Raw genomic sequence first — 15,463 nt, forward strand, 5'->3', positions numbered from 1 at the left:
ACTCGTGTCCCCGCCGGGCCCGCGCCGGGCATCGCGCCGGGTATGAGAACCGCTCGCTCGGCGTAGGCGCGGGCGGCGTTCACAGCTCGTGCGGGACCTGACGCGCGCGCCCGCGCAGCCGCAGGGACGTGACGATCTCGACGACGCCGACGACGACCAGCCACACGCCGCCGACCAGCATGAGGACGGAGGCCGACTCGACCGGCGAGTCGATCAGGACGATGCCGGCCACCACGGTCACGACGCCGAGGAAGACGTGCCAGCCGCGCGCCGGCATCTGCGGGTCGTGCACGGCGGCCACGATCTGGGTGACGCCGCGGAACAGCCACCCGATGCCGATCCACAGGGCGAGCAGCAGCACGGACTGCAAGGGCCCGCGGAAGCAGAAGAGCCCCAGCAGGATCGACACCGCGCCGCTGACGAAGGCCAGCACCCGCAGCGAGGTCGTCCGGTGCGTGCCGAAGGCGGCGGCCAGTTGCAGGACGCCGCTGACGACGAGGTAGAGCCCGAACAGCACCCCGGCCGCCACCAGCGAGGCGCCGGGCCACACCAGCACGAGCACACCGAGGACCAGCGAGGCGATCCCGGTGAACAGCACGGTCCGCCACGCGGTGCGGGACAGCAGGTGCAGGGGCCCCTCGAAAACGGGCTCGGACCGCCCCCCGTCGGCACCGCGCCGCGCGTGAACCCCGCGATCGTCGTACGGCGTCCCTCCGGGAGGCCCGCCAGGTGGCTCAGTCATGCTCCATGCTGAAAACGCGCCCGGCACTCCCGCCACCCGGGACGGTCCAGCCGACTGACGCGGCCCGCCGAGCGCGAGACGGCTCGGCGTTCACGTGTCACCCGGGGTGGGTGCGGGCGCCGGGGGTGGGAGACGCGGCCCGGCGTAGCTGGGTGCCGCTGCGCCCACCCGTGCCGCCCCAGCGGCACGACTGCCCGCAGCTGGGTCGGAGAGCCGCGGACGGCGAGAAGGGGGTGTGCCGGGGGGTGTCCGCCCGCAGCGGTTGGCGCGTCAACGCCCTTGGGATCTTGAGCCACCGATTCCGCGCCGTTCCGAGGACGGACACCCCCCGGCGCACCCCCGACCCACCCCCGAACCGAAGGCGCTACGCGCACCCCCACCCAACCCGCCACAGGCCGCCGCAGGCACCCGACGGCCTACTGGCCGGAGGCCTTCGCCTTGGCCGCAGCCTTCATCTCCTGCTTGTGCGCCCGCACCTTCGTCAACGACTCCGGCCCCGTGATGTCCGCGACGGACCGGAACGCGTCCGCCTCCCCGTACGCCCCCGCGGCCTCCCGCCACCCCTCGGGCCGCACCCCGAGCTGCTTCCCCAGCAGCGCCAGGAAGATCTGCGCCTTCTGCTTCCCGAACCCCGGCAGCCCCTCCAGCCGCTTCAACAGCTCCACCCCCGACTCGACCCCCCGCCACACCCCCTCGGCATCACCGTCGTACGTCTCGACGAGATACCGGCACAGCTGCTGGATCCGCCCCGCCATCGACCCGGGGTACCGGTGCACGGCCGGCTTCTCGGAGAGCAGCGCCGCGAAGCCCTCGGGGTCGTACGCCGCGATGTCGTGCGCGTCCAGATCCTCCGCCCCCATGCGCCGCGCGATGGTCGACGGCCCCTTGAACGCCCACTCCATCGGCACTTGCTGGTCGAGCAGCATGCCGACCAGCGCGGCGAGCGGGCTGCGGCCGAGGAGTTCGTCGGCCTCGGGGTCCTGGGCGAGGTGCAGTGTGACGTCCATGCCCCGATGATCGCGCGTACCGGCTCAGGTCGCGCGCCAGTACCCCAGCGCGTTCACCCGCTGCTTGGGAACGCCCAGCTCCTTGCGCGCGTACGAGGCCAGCGCCCGCGTGGTCACCGTGTCGCACGCGATCCAGACGTACGGCTCCCCCCCGGCCTCGCGCACCAGCTCCGGCAGCTCCTCCTTCACCCGGGCCACCAGATGCGCCCCCGCGTCCCGGCGCGGCACCGCACGCACCTCGTGCCGCCCAGGATCCGTGCGGAAGGGCAGCCCCTCGTCCGCGCCCCCCTCGAACCAGATCGTCGCGGGCACCGGCCCCAGCGCGTCGAGCAGGGAGTTCAGCGCGGGCAGCGACGCCGGGTCGGCGACCGCGAACACGCGCGACGGAGCGGGCTCCGGGAAGTCGAACCCCGTGCCCTGGACGGTCGCCTCGATCGTGTCCCCCGGCTTCGCCGCCCGCGCCCAGTCGCTCGCGCACCCCTCGTGCAGGGCGAACTCGATGCCGAAGGTGCCGGCCTCGGCGTCCGGGTCGACGAGCGTGTACCCCCGCTGGTGCGGCTTGCCCGCGTTGTCGAACCACAGCCGCACCCACATCGTCGGGTGCACCCCGGTCGCCGCCAGCATGCCGCCGTCGGTCAGCCGCAGCCGCCGGAACTCCGGGGTCACGTCCTCCGCGTCCGTGACCGTGAACTCGAAGTCCTTCGCGCGCATCAGCTTGAGGACCGCGCCCTCCCAACCCCGCCCCTGCCCCATCGTTTCTTCACCCTTCACGTACTATTCGGCCACCACCGCAATAACTTAGGTGAGCCTAACCTAAAGGAAAGTAGAGGCACAGGGGTGAGCGCCGAGACGTACCGCGACGCCTGGGGGATCCCGCACCTGCGTGCGGACAGCGTGCAGGAACTGGCCCGCGCCCAGGGCCGGGTGACCGCCCGCGACCGGGCCTGGCAACTGGAGGTCGAGCGCCACCGGGCCGTGGGCACCTCCGCGTCCTTCCTGGGCCCCGGGGCCCTCTCCTGGGACCGCCTCGCCCGGCGCGCCCGCCTCGCCGACACGGCCCGCCGCTGCCAGGCGGCCCTGGAGGAGAAGGACCCGGAGACGGCCGCGTGGATACGGGCGTACGTGGACGGCGTGAACGAGGGCCTGTCCACCACCCTCACCACCCCGACAACCACCACCCCCACAACCACCACCCCCACAACCACCACCCCCACCCCCGCCACCCCCGAAGCCCCGGCCCCCGAATTCACCCGCACCGGCCTCACCCCCGGCCGCTGGGAACCCTGGACCCCGCTCGCGGTCTGGCTCGCCACGCACATCCTCTTCGCCGGCTTCCCCGCCAAGCTCTGGCGCGAGCACATCACCACCCACCTCGGCCCGGAGGCCGTCGCCCTCTTCGCCACCGACGGCCCCGGCACCGCCGGCAGCAACGGCTGGCTGGTGAGCGGCGACCGGACCACGACGGGCCACGCGCTCATCGCGGGCGACCCGCACCGCTGGATCGAGGACCCCGGGGTCTACCAGCAGATCCACCTGTCCTGCCCGGAGTTCGACGTCGTCGGCCTCGCCGTCCCCGGCATCCCCGGCATCGCCCACTTCGGCCACACCGGCACGGTCGCCTGGGCCATCACCAACGCGATGTCCGACTACCAGGACCTCTACCACGAGCGGCTGCGCCGCACCGGCGCCGGCGTCGAGGCGCTGGGCCCCGACGGCGTCTGGCACCGCGCCGCCCGGCACACCGAACTCATCAGAGTCGCGGGGGAGAAGGGGACGGAGGGGGAGACCGTGGAGGTCGAGGTCATCGAGACGGACCGGGGCCCGGTGATCGCCGGCGGCCCCGAGGGCCTCGACGACGGCACCCCGGCCGCCCTCAGCCTCCGCTACCCGCCCCGCGTCACCGCCGACCTGGGCTTCGGCGCCCTGCTGCCCCTGCTCCGGGCCCGCCGGGTCGCCGACGTGGACCGCGCCCTGGACGCGTGGGCCGAACCGGTCAACGTGGTGCAGGCCGCCGACACCGAGGGCGGCCTGCTGCACCGCGTCGCGGGGCGCGTGCCGATACGGCCGGACGCCAACCGCCTGCGCCCGGTGCCCGCCTGGGAGCCCGGCCACGCCTGGGACGGCTGGCACACCCCGCCCCGGGCCGGCCTCACCGACGGCGTCGCCGTGATGGCCAACCAGCGCGGCCCCGCCACCCCGCTCGGCATCGAGTTCGCCCCGCCGCACCGCGCCGACCGCATCACCGAGCTGCTCGCCGGCCGGGAGCGCTGGTCGGCCGCGGACATGCCGGCCATCCACACGGACACCCGGCTCGGCTCGGCGGCCGCCCTCCTCGACCGCCTCACCACCCTGGACGGCCTGACCCCCGAGGCCGCCGCCCTCCGCGACCGCCTCCTGGCCTGGGACCGGCACATGGACGCCGACAGCACCGACGCGGCCCACTACGCCGCCCTGCGCACCGCGGTCGTACGGCGGCTGGCGGCGCACCCCGTCCTCGCGCCCGCGTCCGTGCCGCCCGCGTACCCCGAGGTGCTCCAGCCGTGGCTCGCGCTCGTGCCCCGCGTCGGCCACGCCCTCGAACACCTGCTGCGCGCCGAGGACCTGTACGGCATCGACCGCGCCGCCGCCGTCCGGGCCGCGCTGGAGGAGGTGGCTGCCCGGCCGCCGGCCGGCACCTGGGGCGACACCCACCGCCTCACCGCCTGGCGCGCACTGCCGGACCCCACCCCCACCCCCACCGACGGCTCCGCGCCCGCCCCCGCCCCCGGCCCGCGGCTCTCCGGCGACCACGACTGCGTCCTGTGCACGTCCCCCGTGCCGGGCGTCACCGACCTGGCCGCCCGAGGCCCGGCCGCCCGCTACGTCTGGGACCTCGCCGACCGGAGCGGCAGCCGCTGGGCGGTGCCGCACGGTGCCTCCGGCGTCCCCGGCTCACCGCACCACCAGGACCAGCAGCCCCTGTGGCTCGCCGGGGAACTCGCCCCCGTGGTCACGGACTTCGACCAGCTCACGAAGGAATCCGATGTCTGATCCGCAGACCTCCGCGTACGCCACCCGCACCCCCGTGCACGAGCAGGACCTCGCGGGCTTCGGCACCGTCCGCGTCCTGCCCCTCGACCCCGCCGAGGACGCCGCGGTGATCCACCGCTGGGTGAGCGAGAGCCGCGCCGCGTTCTGGGGGATGACGGAACTGACCCGGGACCAGGTCGAGGACGTCTACGCGCACATGGACACCCTCGACACCCACCACGCCCACCTCGTGGTCAAGGACGGCGAACCGGTCGCCCTGCTCCAGACCTACGAGCCCGCGGGCGACCGGGTGGGCGAGTGCTACGACGTCGAGCCCGGCGACATCGGCGTCCACCTGCTGCTGGCCCCGCCCGGAACGGAGGGTGCCCGGCCCGGCTGGACGGCCGCGCTGGCGGCGGCGCTGCTGGGATACGTGCTGGTGGGCCTCGACCGCACCCGCATCGTCGTCGACCCGGACATCGACAACGAGAAGGCCGTCGCCCGCTTCCTGCGGCAGGGCTTCACCGCCGGTCCCGCCGTCGTCCTGCCCGAGGTCGACCTGCCGGACGTGTACCTGCCGGAGAAGAAGGCACAACTGGCCTTCCTCCGCCGGGAGGTAGCGTTCCGGGGGTGACACCGCCACCCACCGCAGAGGACCTGATCGCGCACTACGGACTGGAGCCGATCCCCCGCGAGGGCGGCCTGTTCCGGCGCACCTGGGCAGGCCCCGAACGCCCGGACGGACGCCCCGAGGGGTCGGCGATCGTCGCCCTGCTGACCGCCCGCCCCGGCGACTTCTCCGCCCTGCACCGCCTGCCCGCCGACGAGGTCTGGCACCACTACCTCGGCGACCCGCTGGAACTGCTGCTGCTCTCCCCCGACGGCGGCACGCGGACGGCCGTGCTGGGACCGGACGTCCTGGGCGGGCAGCACGTGCAGCTCACGGTCCCGGCCGGCACCTGGATGGGCGGCGCCGTGGCGGCGGGCGGCGCGTGGACGCTGTTCGGGTGCACGATGGCGCCCGGCTTCACCTACGGGGACTACGAGCACGGCGACGCGGCGGGCCTCACGGCGCGCTATCCGGGCCGGGCCGCGCGGATCGTGGAACTGTGCCGCCCATGAAGCCGCATGTGAACCCGCCCGCACGGCTCCTCGACGGTCAGGTGGCGCTCGTCACGGGCGCCGGTGGCGGCATCGGCCGCGGCATCGCGCTGCGGTTCGCCGAGGAGGGCGCGGCGGTCGCGCTGCACTGCCGTACGTCGCTCGACGCGGCGCGGGAGACGGCCGGCCGGATCGCGGCCGCCGGCGGACGCGCCACGGTACTGCGCGCCGACCTCACCGACGAGGAGGCCGCCCGGCGCGTGGTGGAGGAGACCGCCGACTGGGGCGGCGGCCGCCTGACGGCGCTGGTCAACAACGCCGGTGTGCAGCCGCTGCGGGACCTGCCCGGCATGACGGCCGCCGAGTGGCGCTCGGTGCTGGACGCCAACCTGACCGGCGTCTTCGCCTGCACCCAGGCCGCGGCCGGCGTCATGCGGACCCAGGAAGGCGGCGGCACGGTCACCCACATCGCCTCCATCGAGGCGTCCGCGCCCGCACCCGCCCACGCGCACTACAGCGCCTCCAAGGCGGCGGTGGTGATGCACGCCCGCTCGGCGGCGCAGGAGTACGGGCCCTGGGGAGTCAGGGTCAACTCCGTCTCCCCCGGGCTCATCGACCGCGAGGGCCTCGACGAGGCCTGGCCGGAGGGCGTACGGCGCTGGCGGCTGGCGGCGCCCACGGGACGCCTGGGCCGCCCGGAGGACGTGGGCGACGCGTGCGTGTTCCTCGCCTCGCGGCTGGCGTCCTGGATCACCGGCCACGACCTCGTGGTGGACGGCGGGGTGACGGCACGTCCGTCGTGGTGAGGATCCGCGGGGCGGACGGGTGAGCGGGGCGGCTCCCGGGTCCGTACACATCCCCGAGGCAGTGGGTCCCGACGACGGAGATGCGACGTGAGGTGTGTGGACGGTGCACGCGCTGGAGCCCGGTGGCGGGGAGGCCGGCCGGACCGGCGAGCGGAGGAGGAACACCGCGGACGGCCCGAACGCCTTGCGATCCGGCGGCTGTTGCTGCTGGGCCCCCTGCTGGTCCTGCTCCTCCTCGGCGGCGCCACCTCCGCCTCCGCCCACGCCGCCCTCGAATCCACCGACCCCGGCGACGGAAGCGTCCTCGGCCGGGCCCCCGACCGCGTCACCCTGACCTTCAGCGAGTCCGTCGGCCTGCGCGACGACTCCTTCCGCGTCCTCGACCCCGGCGGACACCGGGTGCGGACGGGGGAGGCGGGGCGCGCAGGCGGCCGCTCCGACACGGCCCGGGTCGACCTCCCGGCCGGCCTGGGGGAGGGGACGTACACCGTGGCCTGGCGGGTGGTGTCGGCCGACAGCCACCCCGCCTCCGGCGCCTTCACCTTCTCCGTCGGCAAGCCCTCGGCGGCGGCGTCCGTGCCGGTGGACGCGGGACCGTCCGAGGACCCCCTGACCGCCCTCCTCCACAAGACCGCCCGCTACCTCGCCTACCTCGCGGCCGCCCTCCTCATCGGCGTCGCGGCCTTCGTGGCCCTGTGCCGCCCCCCGGACACCACCGGGCTGCGTCGCCCCCTGGCCGCGGGCTGGTGGACGCTGCTGGGCACCACCCTCGCCCTGCTGGTCCTGCGCGCCCCGTACGAGGCGGGCACGGGCCCGGCGGACGCCCTCGACGCGGACGCGCTCGCCGATACCCTCACCGGCCGGCCCGGCGTGCTGCTGCTGGCCCGGCTGGCCCTGCTCGCGCCGGTGGCGCTCCTCCTGACGCGCGCGGCCCGCGACGGCCGCCACCGCAGCCCATGGGCCACCGCCACGGGCTCGGTGCTCGCCGTCGCCCTCGCGCTGACCTGGTCCGCCGGGGAGCACGCCTCCGCCGGCCTCCAGGTGCCGCTCGCGATGACGTCCTTCGTACTGCACCTGCTGGCCACGGCGGTCTGGCTCGGCGGCCTCGTCGCCCTCCTCACCACCCTGCGCACGACCCCGGACGCCGCCACGGCCGCCCGCTTCTCCCGCGTCGCCCTCACCTCCGTGACCGTCCTCGTCGTCACCGGCGTCTACCAGTCCTGGCGCGGCCTCGGCTCCTGGCCGGCACTGACCGGGACGACGTACGGCAGGCTGCTGCTCGCCAAGGTGGCCCTGGTGGCCGTCACACTGACCGCGGCGGCCGTGTCCCGCCGCTGGACGGCGTCCCTGGCCAATGCGGCAGTCCCCGCCCGGCAGGAGGAGCGGCAACGGGACTGGGACAAGGAACGGAACTTGCAGCGGGACCGGGACCGGGAGCGACAACGGAACTTGGACCGGCAACGGAACATGGAGCGGGAGCCGATCCCGGCCGGCGCCCCACCCGCCCCGCAACCCTCCGCCCCCGACTCCACCAACGCGGAGCCGCCCACTCCAGGGCCACCCACCCCTGTGCCACCGCCCCTCTGCGACCCGCCCACCACCCCTGGCGACCCGCCCACCACCCCCGGCGCCCCATCCACCGCCACCGACGCCCTCCGCCGCGGACTGCGCCGCTCCGTCCTGGTCGAGGCGGTCGTCGCGGCCGTCGTCCTGATGATCACGACCGTGCTGACCAGCACGGTGCCGGGCCGCGCGGCGGACGAGGCGGCGCGCTCGGCGCCGGCCGGCGGGGTGCTGCCGGCCTCCGTCACCGACGTCCCCTTCGACCTGGGCGACTCCGCCCGGGGCACGGTCCAGATCACCCTGGACCCCGGCCGCACCGGCGACAACGCCGTCCAGGCCGTGGTCTTCGGCCCCGACGGCGCCCTGGCCGCCGTACCCGAACTCCGCCTCTCCTTCACCCTCCCCGACAAGGACGTCGGCCCCATCGAGGCCCACCTGGTCGACCGCGGCGGCTACTGGAGCGCCAACACCCTCACCCTCCCCCTTCCCGGCACCTGGACGATGCGCACGACGGTCCGCGTCTCGGAGATCGACCAGGTGACGGAGTCGAGGCGGATCCGCATCGAGCGGTGACGCCGGCGGCGGGACCGCGGAGAGACAACGACGAAGGGCCCCCTGTTTCCAGGGGGCCCTTCGACATCGTGCCCGGTGAGGCACTGGCGGAGGATACGAGATTCGAACTCGTGAGGGGTTGCCCCCAACACGCTTTCCAAGCGTGCGCCCTAGGCCTCTAGGCGAATCCTCCGCCGAGAACATTACATGACGTGGAGGAGTGCTTGCGAACTCGTTCTGAGCGCCCCACATCGGGTAACGTGTGGGCTAGCCCCTCACGCGGCGCTATCTGACTGAACTCCCCCAGGGCCGGAAGGCAGCAAGGGTAGGTTGGCTCTGGCGGGTGCGTGGGGGGCGTTTGCGTTCCCGGTCGTGCCGGTGGGCCGAGGCCGGCGTCCGGCGGGGCGATCCGGTTGTCGGTGGGCGCCTATAACCTCGTATGCGTGTCGTCTCTCGCGCTCTACCGCCGTTACCGCCCGGAGTCCTTCGCCGAGGTCATCGGGCAGGGGCATGTCACCGACCCGCTGCAGCAGGCGCTGCGGAACAACCGGGTCAATCACGCGTACCTGTTCAGCGGTCCGCGCGGATGCGGCAAGACGACCAGCGCGCGGATCCTGGCGCGCTGCCTGAACTGCGAGCAGGGGCCCACGCCCACCCCCTGCGGTGAGTGCCAGTCCTGCCGCGACCTCGCGAGGAACGGGCCGGGGTCGATCGACGTCATCGAGATCGACGCCGCCTCCCACGGCGGTGTGGACGACGCCCGCGACCTGCGCGAGAAGGCCTTCTTCGGGCCCGCCCAGAGCCGGTACAAGATCTACATCATCGACGAGGCCCACATGGTCTCCCCGCAGGGCTTCAACGCCCTGCTGAAGGTCGTCGAGGAGCCCCCGGAGCACCTCAAGTTCATCTTCGCGACCACCGAGCCCGAGAAGGTCATCGGGACCATCCGGTCGCGCACCCACCACTACCCCTTCCGCCTCGTCCCGCCCGGCACCCTGCGCGACTACCTCGCCGAGGTCTGCGGCAAGGAGGAGATCCCGGTCGCCGAGGGCGTGCTGCCGCTGGTCGTCCGGGCCGGCGCGGGGTCCGTCCGCGACTCCATGTCCGTCATGGACCAGCTGCTCGCGGGCGCCGGCGCGGACGGTGTGACGTACGACATGACGACCGCCCTGCTCGGCTACACGGACGGCTCGCTGCTCGACTCCGTTGTCGAGGCGTTCGTCACAGGGGACGGCTCGGCCGCCTTCGAGGTCGTGGACCGCGTCATCGAGGGCGGCAACGACCCCCGCCGCTTCGTCACCGACCTCCTGGAGCGCCTGCGCGACCTGGTGATCCTCGCCGCCGTGCCCGACGCGGCGGACAAGGGGCTCATCGATGCCCCCGCCGACGTCCTGGAGCGGATGCGGGCCCAGGCGGACTCCTTCGGCGCCGCCGAGCTGAGCCGCGCCGCCGACCTCGTCAACGAGGGCCTCACCGAGATGCGCGGTGCCCACTCGCCCCGGCTCCAGCTGGAGCTGATCTGCGCGCGCGTGCTGCTGCCCGCCGCGTACGGCGACGAGCGGTCGGTGATGGCGCGCCTGGACCGGATCGAGCGGGGCGTGCAGTTCTCCGGGGGCGCGGGCGCGCCCGCCATGGGGTACGTGCCGGGGCCCGAGGCGCACGGCGGTGCCGCCGCCGCTCCGGTGGCGCCGGGCGGCGGGCCCGCGGCGGCCCGGGCGGCCGTCAGGCCGCAGGGCGGCGCGACGGCCCCGGACACCGCTCCCGGCGAGGGCGCCGGCGGCGGACAGCCCCAGCCGGCACCCACCCCCGCCCCGGCGGCCGAACCCGCTCCCGCTCCCACGCCTCCTCAGTCACCCAGCCCTTCCCCCGCGCCCGCCCCCGCCCCCGAGCCAGGTCCCGCCTCCGCGCCGGGTGCCTGGCCGACCGCGGCATCCGCGGGCGGCGGCCGCCGCCCGGGAGGATGGCCCACGGCCGCCCCGGCGGGCGGCGGACAGCCCGCCCGTACGCCGGCCGCGCCCGGCCCCACCGCCGGTCCCGGTCCCGGTTCCGGACCCACGGCCGGTCCCGCTTCCGGTCCCGCCGAGGCTCCGCAGACCGCTCCCGCACCCGCGACGCCCCAGGCCCCCGCGTCCTCGGCTCCCGCGCAGGCCCCCGCCGCCCAGGCGCCGGGCGCCGGGATCGACCCCCGCACGATCTGGCCCAACATCCTGGAGGCGGTCAAGAACCGCCGCCGCTTCACCTGGATCCTGCTCAGCCAGAACGCCCAGGTGACCGGCTTCGACGGCACCTCCCTGCAGATCGGCTTCGTCAACGCCGGCGCCCGCGACAACTTCGTGAGCAGCGGGAGCGAGGACGTGCTGCGCCAGGCCCTGGCCGAGCAGTTCAACGTGCAGTGGAAGATCGACGCGGTCGTCGACCCCTCCGGCGGTTCGGCACCGCCCCCCGCCGGCCCCTCCGGCGGCCACGGCGGCTCGGGCGGGGGCTTCGGCGGAGGCGGCTTCGGCGGCTCCGGTGGCGGCGGTGGCTACGGGGGCGGCGCGCCCGCGCAGCGTCCGCCGGCCCCCGCGCCCTCCGCCCCCCGGCCCTCCGCCCCGCCGGCTCCGGAGTCCGGCGGCGCGTCGGCCTCGTCGGCGCCCCCCGCCCCCCGGCCCCCTGCGCCCGAGCCGCGGCAGGTCTCCCCCGAGGACGACATCCCCGAGGAGGACGACCCGGACCTCGACGAGTCCGCCCTCTCCGGCAGGGACCTGCTGGTACGCGAGCTGGGCGCCACGGTCGTCGAGGAGATCGCGCACGAGTAGCCCCGTGGGAGCGGGCCCGTCCGGCCGGCCGGCCCGTGGGAGCGGACCCGCCCGGGCCGCTCCTGGAGGAACCCACAAGGCGGCGCCGCCCGCCCCTTCGGAAGCCCGCACAAGGGGCCCCGGCCCGTTCCCGTTAGGCTGGCTCGCGTGAAGGTCCTTGTCATCGGCGGCGGCGCCCGCGAACACGCCCTGTGCCGTTCCCTGTCCCTCGACCCCGACGTGACCGCGCTGCACTGCGCACCCGGCAACGCCGGCATCGCCGAGGTCGCCGAACTGCACCAGGTCGACGCCCTCGACGGCGCGGCCGTCACCGCGCTGGCCACGGAGCTGGGCGCCGAGCTGGTCGTCGTCGGACCCGAGGCGCCCCTGGTCGCCGGGGTCGCCGACGCCGTCCGCGCGGTCGGCATCCCGGTCTTCGGCCCCTCCGGGGAGGCCGCGCGCCTGGAGGGCTCCAAGGCCTTCGCCAAGGACGTCATGGCGGGCGCGGGCGTGCCGACCGCCCGTTCCTACGTCTGCACCACCCCGGCCGAGATCGACGAGGCCCTCGACGCCTTCGGCGCCCCGTACGTCGTGAAGGACGACGGGCTGGCCGCCGGCAAAGGCGTCGTCGTCACCGACGACATCGAGGCGGCCCGTGAGCACGCCGCGGCCTGCGACCGCGTCGTCATCGAGGAGTTCCTGGACGGCCCCGAGGTCTCCCTCTTCGCCGTCACCGACGGCGACAACGTCCGCCCGCTCCAGCCCGCCCAGGACTTCAAGCGCGCCCTCGACGGCGACGAGGGCCCCAACACCGGCGGCATGGGCGCCTACTCGCCGCTGCCGTGGGCCGACCCCAAGCTGGTCGACGAGGTCGTCCAGAGCGTGCTCCAGCCGACCGTCGACGAGATGCGCCGCCGCGGCACCCCGTTCTCCGGGCTGCTCTACGCCGGTCTGGCGATCACCTCGCGCGGCGTGCGCGTGATCGAGTTCAACGCCCGCTTCGGCGACCCCGAGACCCAGGTCGTCCTGGCCCGCCTGCGGACCCCGCTGGCCGGCCTCCTGATGGCCGCCGCCACCGGCAACCTCGCCGACCTGGAGCCGCTGCGCTGGAGCGACGACGCGGCCGTCACCGTGGTCGTGGCCTCCCACAACTACCCCGGCACCCCGCGCACCGGCGACCCGATCACCGGCCTCGCCGAGGTGGCCGCCCAGGACGCCCCGCACGCCTACGTGCTGCACGCAGGCACCCGCGCCGAGGGCGACGCCGTCGTCAGCGCCGGTGGCCGCGTCCTGTCCGTCACGGCCACCGGTACCGACCTCACCGAGGCCCGCGACCGCGCCTACCGGGCCGTCGCCCGCATCGGCCTCGACGGCTCCCAGCACCGTACGGACATCGCCGCGAAGGCCGCCGCGGGCGCCTGACCGGCCCCTGCGCGAGCCTCCGCGCGCCCCGTCCCGCAGGCCCCGGTTCCGTCCCAGGAACCGGGGCCTGATCCTTGCAATCCGTCATCCACCTTTCCCCAAAGCCATTCCATCGAGTGACCGATAGCCCATACGGCTGACGGGCGCGGAGGCCCCAACTATGGTGCCGCGCAAGCGTTCCGGCACTTGGCCCACCGACATTGCGATGTCAGTGGCGGGTGCCACAGTGGGGGAGTGAGCACCAGCAGACGAGCAGTGCGATGGCCAGGACAGACAGGACGTCGATGAGGGGGTGAGGTCCGGCCGTGACCGGTACCGGTGGTGAGGAGATGGGCGCGCAGGCCGCGCGTTCCCGGGCGCTGGCCGTGCTGCGCGTCCGCAGTCGCGCGCTGGCCGTCGCCCTGTTGCCCGCTGCCGTCGCCGTGGTCCTGCTGGTGGGCGGCGCCACCGGGCGTCTGCCGGGCACCGGCTGGGACGCCGCCCGCTGGGCCGTGTCCGTCCTCGCGGTGCTCGTGCTCCTGGCCGCGGCCGCGGTGGCGCTGGTCGTGGCCCGCGCCCGGCCCGCCGCCACCCCCACGGTCACCATCGCCGAGGAGTCCGCCCCGGACCTCTACCGGATGGTGCGCGACCTCGCCGACCGGCTCGACGTGCCCGCTCCCTCCGCGATAGCGCTCACGCCGGACTGCGACAGCTGGCTGGAGGACCGCACCCATCCGGCCCACGGACCGCCCCCGGCGCCGCGCCGGACCGACCCGGCCGTCCCCGGCGGGCACGCCCGCCCCCGCGGTGCCGCCGCGCCCGTCCTCGTCATCGGCTCGCCCTTCCTGTGGTGGATGCGCGTGGGCGAACTGCGTGCCGTCCTCGCCCCGGTCGTCGCCGGCACCGGACCCTCGGCGCACCCCGACATAGCCGCCGCCCGACGCTTCATACGGGGCCTGGACGCCGCGGTGGCGGTGGCCTCGGCCGACCGGCGCAACCCGCTGTCCCGGGCGGCGTGCGCGGGCCTCGCCCGGGTGTGCCGGCTGCTGCTGCGCGGCTGCCGGGTGCACGCGGCGCAGATGGAGCGCGGCGTCGCGTCGGCGGCGGCGGAGCGTGCACAGGCTGTGGACTACGGTCTGCGGATCGCCGCGCAGGAGCAGGTGGGGCTCGCCTACGCGGGCTGGGACCGGCTGCTGACCCGGGTGGCGCTGCCCGCCTGGCGGATGGGCCGCTGGCCCTCGCGGCTTGACGTGGGGGTCGTCGCCGCCCTCACCGAGTTGTCCCGCCGCGACCGTCTGGCCGAGGGCTTCGCCTCGCGCCTCGGGGAGCGCCCCGCCTGCGACCTGCTCGAGGAGCCGGGCGCGATGGACGAGGCGGTTTCGCTGCTCACCGCGCGCCTCTTCCACGGCGGCCCCGAGACCGGCCCCGACTGGTCGCCGGTCGACTGGGACGAGTATCCCGAGGAGGTCGTGGACCGCACCTGGCGCACGGACGCGGCCCGCCTCCACCGCGTACTGGACACCCTGGGCGTCCGCCGCGCCGCCGAGGAGGACACGGCACCGGGCACCGAGGGCCCGACCCTGGCCCGCGTCCTGGACCACCTCACCGTGCCCACCGACGGCCCGGGAGCCGCCCCCGGCATGGCATCCGCCGGCGGCCCCGGAACCCTGCCGGGCGCGGCATCCGCCGACGGCCCGGGAACCCTGCCGGGCACGGCATCCGCCGACGGCCCGGGAACCCTGCCGGGCGCGACACCCGCCGACGGCTCCGGAACCCTGCCCGGCACGACACCCGCCGTCGGCCCAGCAGCCCCGCCGCACACGGCACCCACCGACGGCCCCATCGACCCCTCCCGCACGGCACCCGCCCCGCAGGCGACCCCGCACCCGCCCACCGACGGAGCCCCCGCCCCAGGCGACACCACCGCCCCCGGCGACACCCCCGCCCCCGGAGAAACCCCCACCCACCCCGAGGACGACGACGACCTGGGCGGCACCACCACCCGCGGCGCCGCCCTGGCCGCCGGACTCAGCGCCCAGCTGGCCCGCGAGGAGGCGGCGGCGCAGCGGGCCGGCGCCGGGACCGCGGCCCCCGCCACCCCCGCGGCGACGGCCGGCGCCGCCGGACCCGACGCCGCCCTCTGGGACGACGGTGCGCTCCCCCTCCTGCCGCTGCAGCCCCCGCGCAGCGGACGCGAGATCCTCACCGCGCACATCACCGCGATGGTCTGCTGCGCGGCGATGGACACCGCCGGAGCGACCCCGGGCCTCGACTGGCTGGACGGACCCTCGCTCCTGTTCGACGGGGCCCGCGCGGCCGACCTGGCCCCCAGCGTCCTCAGCCTCGTCGAGACCGGCGACCCGGGCCCCCTGCGCCACTGGATGACCGAGCTGGGGATACGCCCCGAGAAGCCGGTGCGCCTGGTCTGACGGGCCCGCCCGCTGAATCGGAGCCCTCGATTCCACTTTCTGCCACTTCGCGACGAACAGTGACAGCCCGCGTGCT

The 15,463-nt window shown here is 75.6% G+C and carries 11 protein-coding genes, 1 tRNA gene and 1 other RNA gene; 9 read left to right on the forward strand and 4 right to left on the reverse strand.

Going from position 1 to position 15,463, the window contains the following annotated elements:
* Positions 1–79 precede the first annotated feature (79 nt).
* The 3 genes from IE108_RS02650 to IE108_RS02660 all read right to left on the reverse strand — a co-directional run bounded on the left by IE108_RS02650 (position 80) and on the right by IE108_RS02660 (position 2,502).
* Positions 80–742 carry an HdeD family acid-resistance protein gene (locus IE108_RS02650; protein ID WP_064728704.1) on the reverse strand — a complete coding sequence of 221 codons (663 nt, stop codon included), beginning with the start codon at positions 740–742 and terminating at the stop codon, positions 80–82.
* 416 nt (positions 743–1,158) lie between these two features.
* Positions 1,159–1,749: an HhH-GPD-type base excision DNA repair protein gene (locus IE108_RS02655; protein WP_064728703.1), complete on the reverse strand. Its 591-nt coding sequence runs from the start codon at positions 1,747–1,749 to the stop codon at positions 1,159–1,161.
* Positions 1,750–1,773: 24 nt separating this feature from the next.
* Positions 1,774–2,502, reverse strand: coding sequence for a siderophore-interacting protein (locus tag IE108_RS02660; protein ID WP_064728702.1), 729 nt, complete (start codon positions 2,500–2,502; stop codon positions 1,774–1,776).
* Positions 2,503–2,586: 84 nt separating this feature from the next.
* Here IE108_RS02660 and IE108_RS02665 point away from each other — a divergent pair, with 84 nt between their 5' ends.
* The 5 genes from IE108_RS02665 to IE108_RS02685 all read left to right on the forward strand — a co-directional run bounded on the left by IE108_RS02665 (position 2,587) and on the right by IE108_RS02685 (position 8,801).
* Positions 2,587–4,779, forward strand: a complete 2,193-nt coding sequence (locus IE108_RS02665) for a penicillin acylase family protein (protein WP_064728701.1) — start codon at positions 2,587–2,589, stop codon at positions 4,777–4,779.
* Positions 4,772–5,392, forward strand: coding sequence for a GNAT family N-acetyltransferase (locus IE108_RS02670; RefSeq protein WP_064728700.1), 621 nt, complete (start codon positions 4,772–4,774; stop codon positions 5,390–5,392). Before IE108_RS02665 ends, IE108_RS02670 begins: the two co-directional genes overlap by 8 nt.
* Complete coding sequence (locus IE108_RS02675) at positions 5,389–5,880, forward strand: cupin domain-containing protein (RefSeq protein WP_064728699.1); 492 nt, start codon at positions 5,389–5,391, stop codon at positions 5,878–5,880. The genes IE108_RS02670 and IE108_RS02675 overlap by 4 nt, the downstream gene beginning before the upstream one ends.
* On the forward strand, positions 5,877–6,665 hold the full coding sequence (locus tag IE108_RS02680; RefSeq protein WP_064728698.1) for an SDR family NAD(P)-dependent oxidoreductase: 789 nt from the start codon (positions 5,877–5,879) through the stop codon (positions 6,663–6,665). The genes IE108_RS02675 and IE108_RS02680 overlap by 4 nt, the downstream gene beginning before the upstream one ends.
* 201 nt (positions 6,666–6,866) lie before the next feature.
* On the forward strand, positions 6,867–8,801 hold the full coding sequence (locus IE108_RS02685; protein ID WP_107420213.1) for a copper resistance CopC/CopD family protein: 1,935 nt from the start codon (positions 6,867–6,869) through the stop codon (positions 8,799–8,801).
* 84 nt (positions 8,802–8,885) lie between these two features.
* Here IE108_RS02685 and IE108_RS02690 read toward each other — a convergent pair.
* A tRNA-Ser gene (locus IE108_RS02690) sits at positions 8,886–8,973 on the reverse strand.
* A 74-nt stretch (positions 8,974–9,047) separates the two neighbouring features.
* Between IE108_RS02690 and ffs the strand changes: the two genes are divergently transcribed.
* From ffs to IE108_RS02710, 4 genes are all read left to right on the forward strand, one after another.
* Positions 9,048–9,142: signal recognition particle sRNA small type (gene ffs / locus IE108_RS02695), an RNA gene on the forward strand.
* Between the two features lie 81 nt (positions 9,143–9,223).
* Positions 9,224–11,578, forward strand: a complete 2,355-nt coding sequence (locus IE108_RS02700; RefSeq protein ID WP_064728696.1) for a DNA polymerase III subunit gamma and tau — start codon at positions 9,224–9,226, stop codon at positions 11,576–11,578.
* Positions 11,579–11,725: 147 nt separating this feature from the next.
* Complete coding sequence (gene purD / locus IE108_RS02705) at positions 11,726–12,979, forward strand: phosphoribosylamine--glycine ligase (RefSeq protein WP_064728695.1); 1,254 nt, start codon at positions 11,726–11,728, stop codon at positions 12,977–12,979.
* A gap of 305 nt (positions 12,980–13,284) precedes the next feature.
* Positions 13,285–15,387 (forward strand): M48 family metalloprotease, encoded by a 2,103-nt coding sequence (locus tag IE108_RS02710; protein WP_079163568.1) that lies wholly within the window; start codon positions 13,285–13,287, stop codon positions 15,385–15,387.
* Positions 15,388–15,463 lie beyond the last annotated feature (76 nt).

This window comes from Streptomyces parvulus, assembly GCF_014648855.1.
Lineage (GTDB): Bacteria > Actinomycetota > Actinomycetes > Streptomycetales > Streptomycetaceae > Streptomyces > Streptomyces parvulus.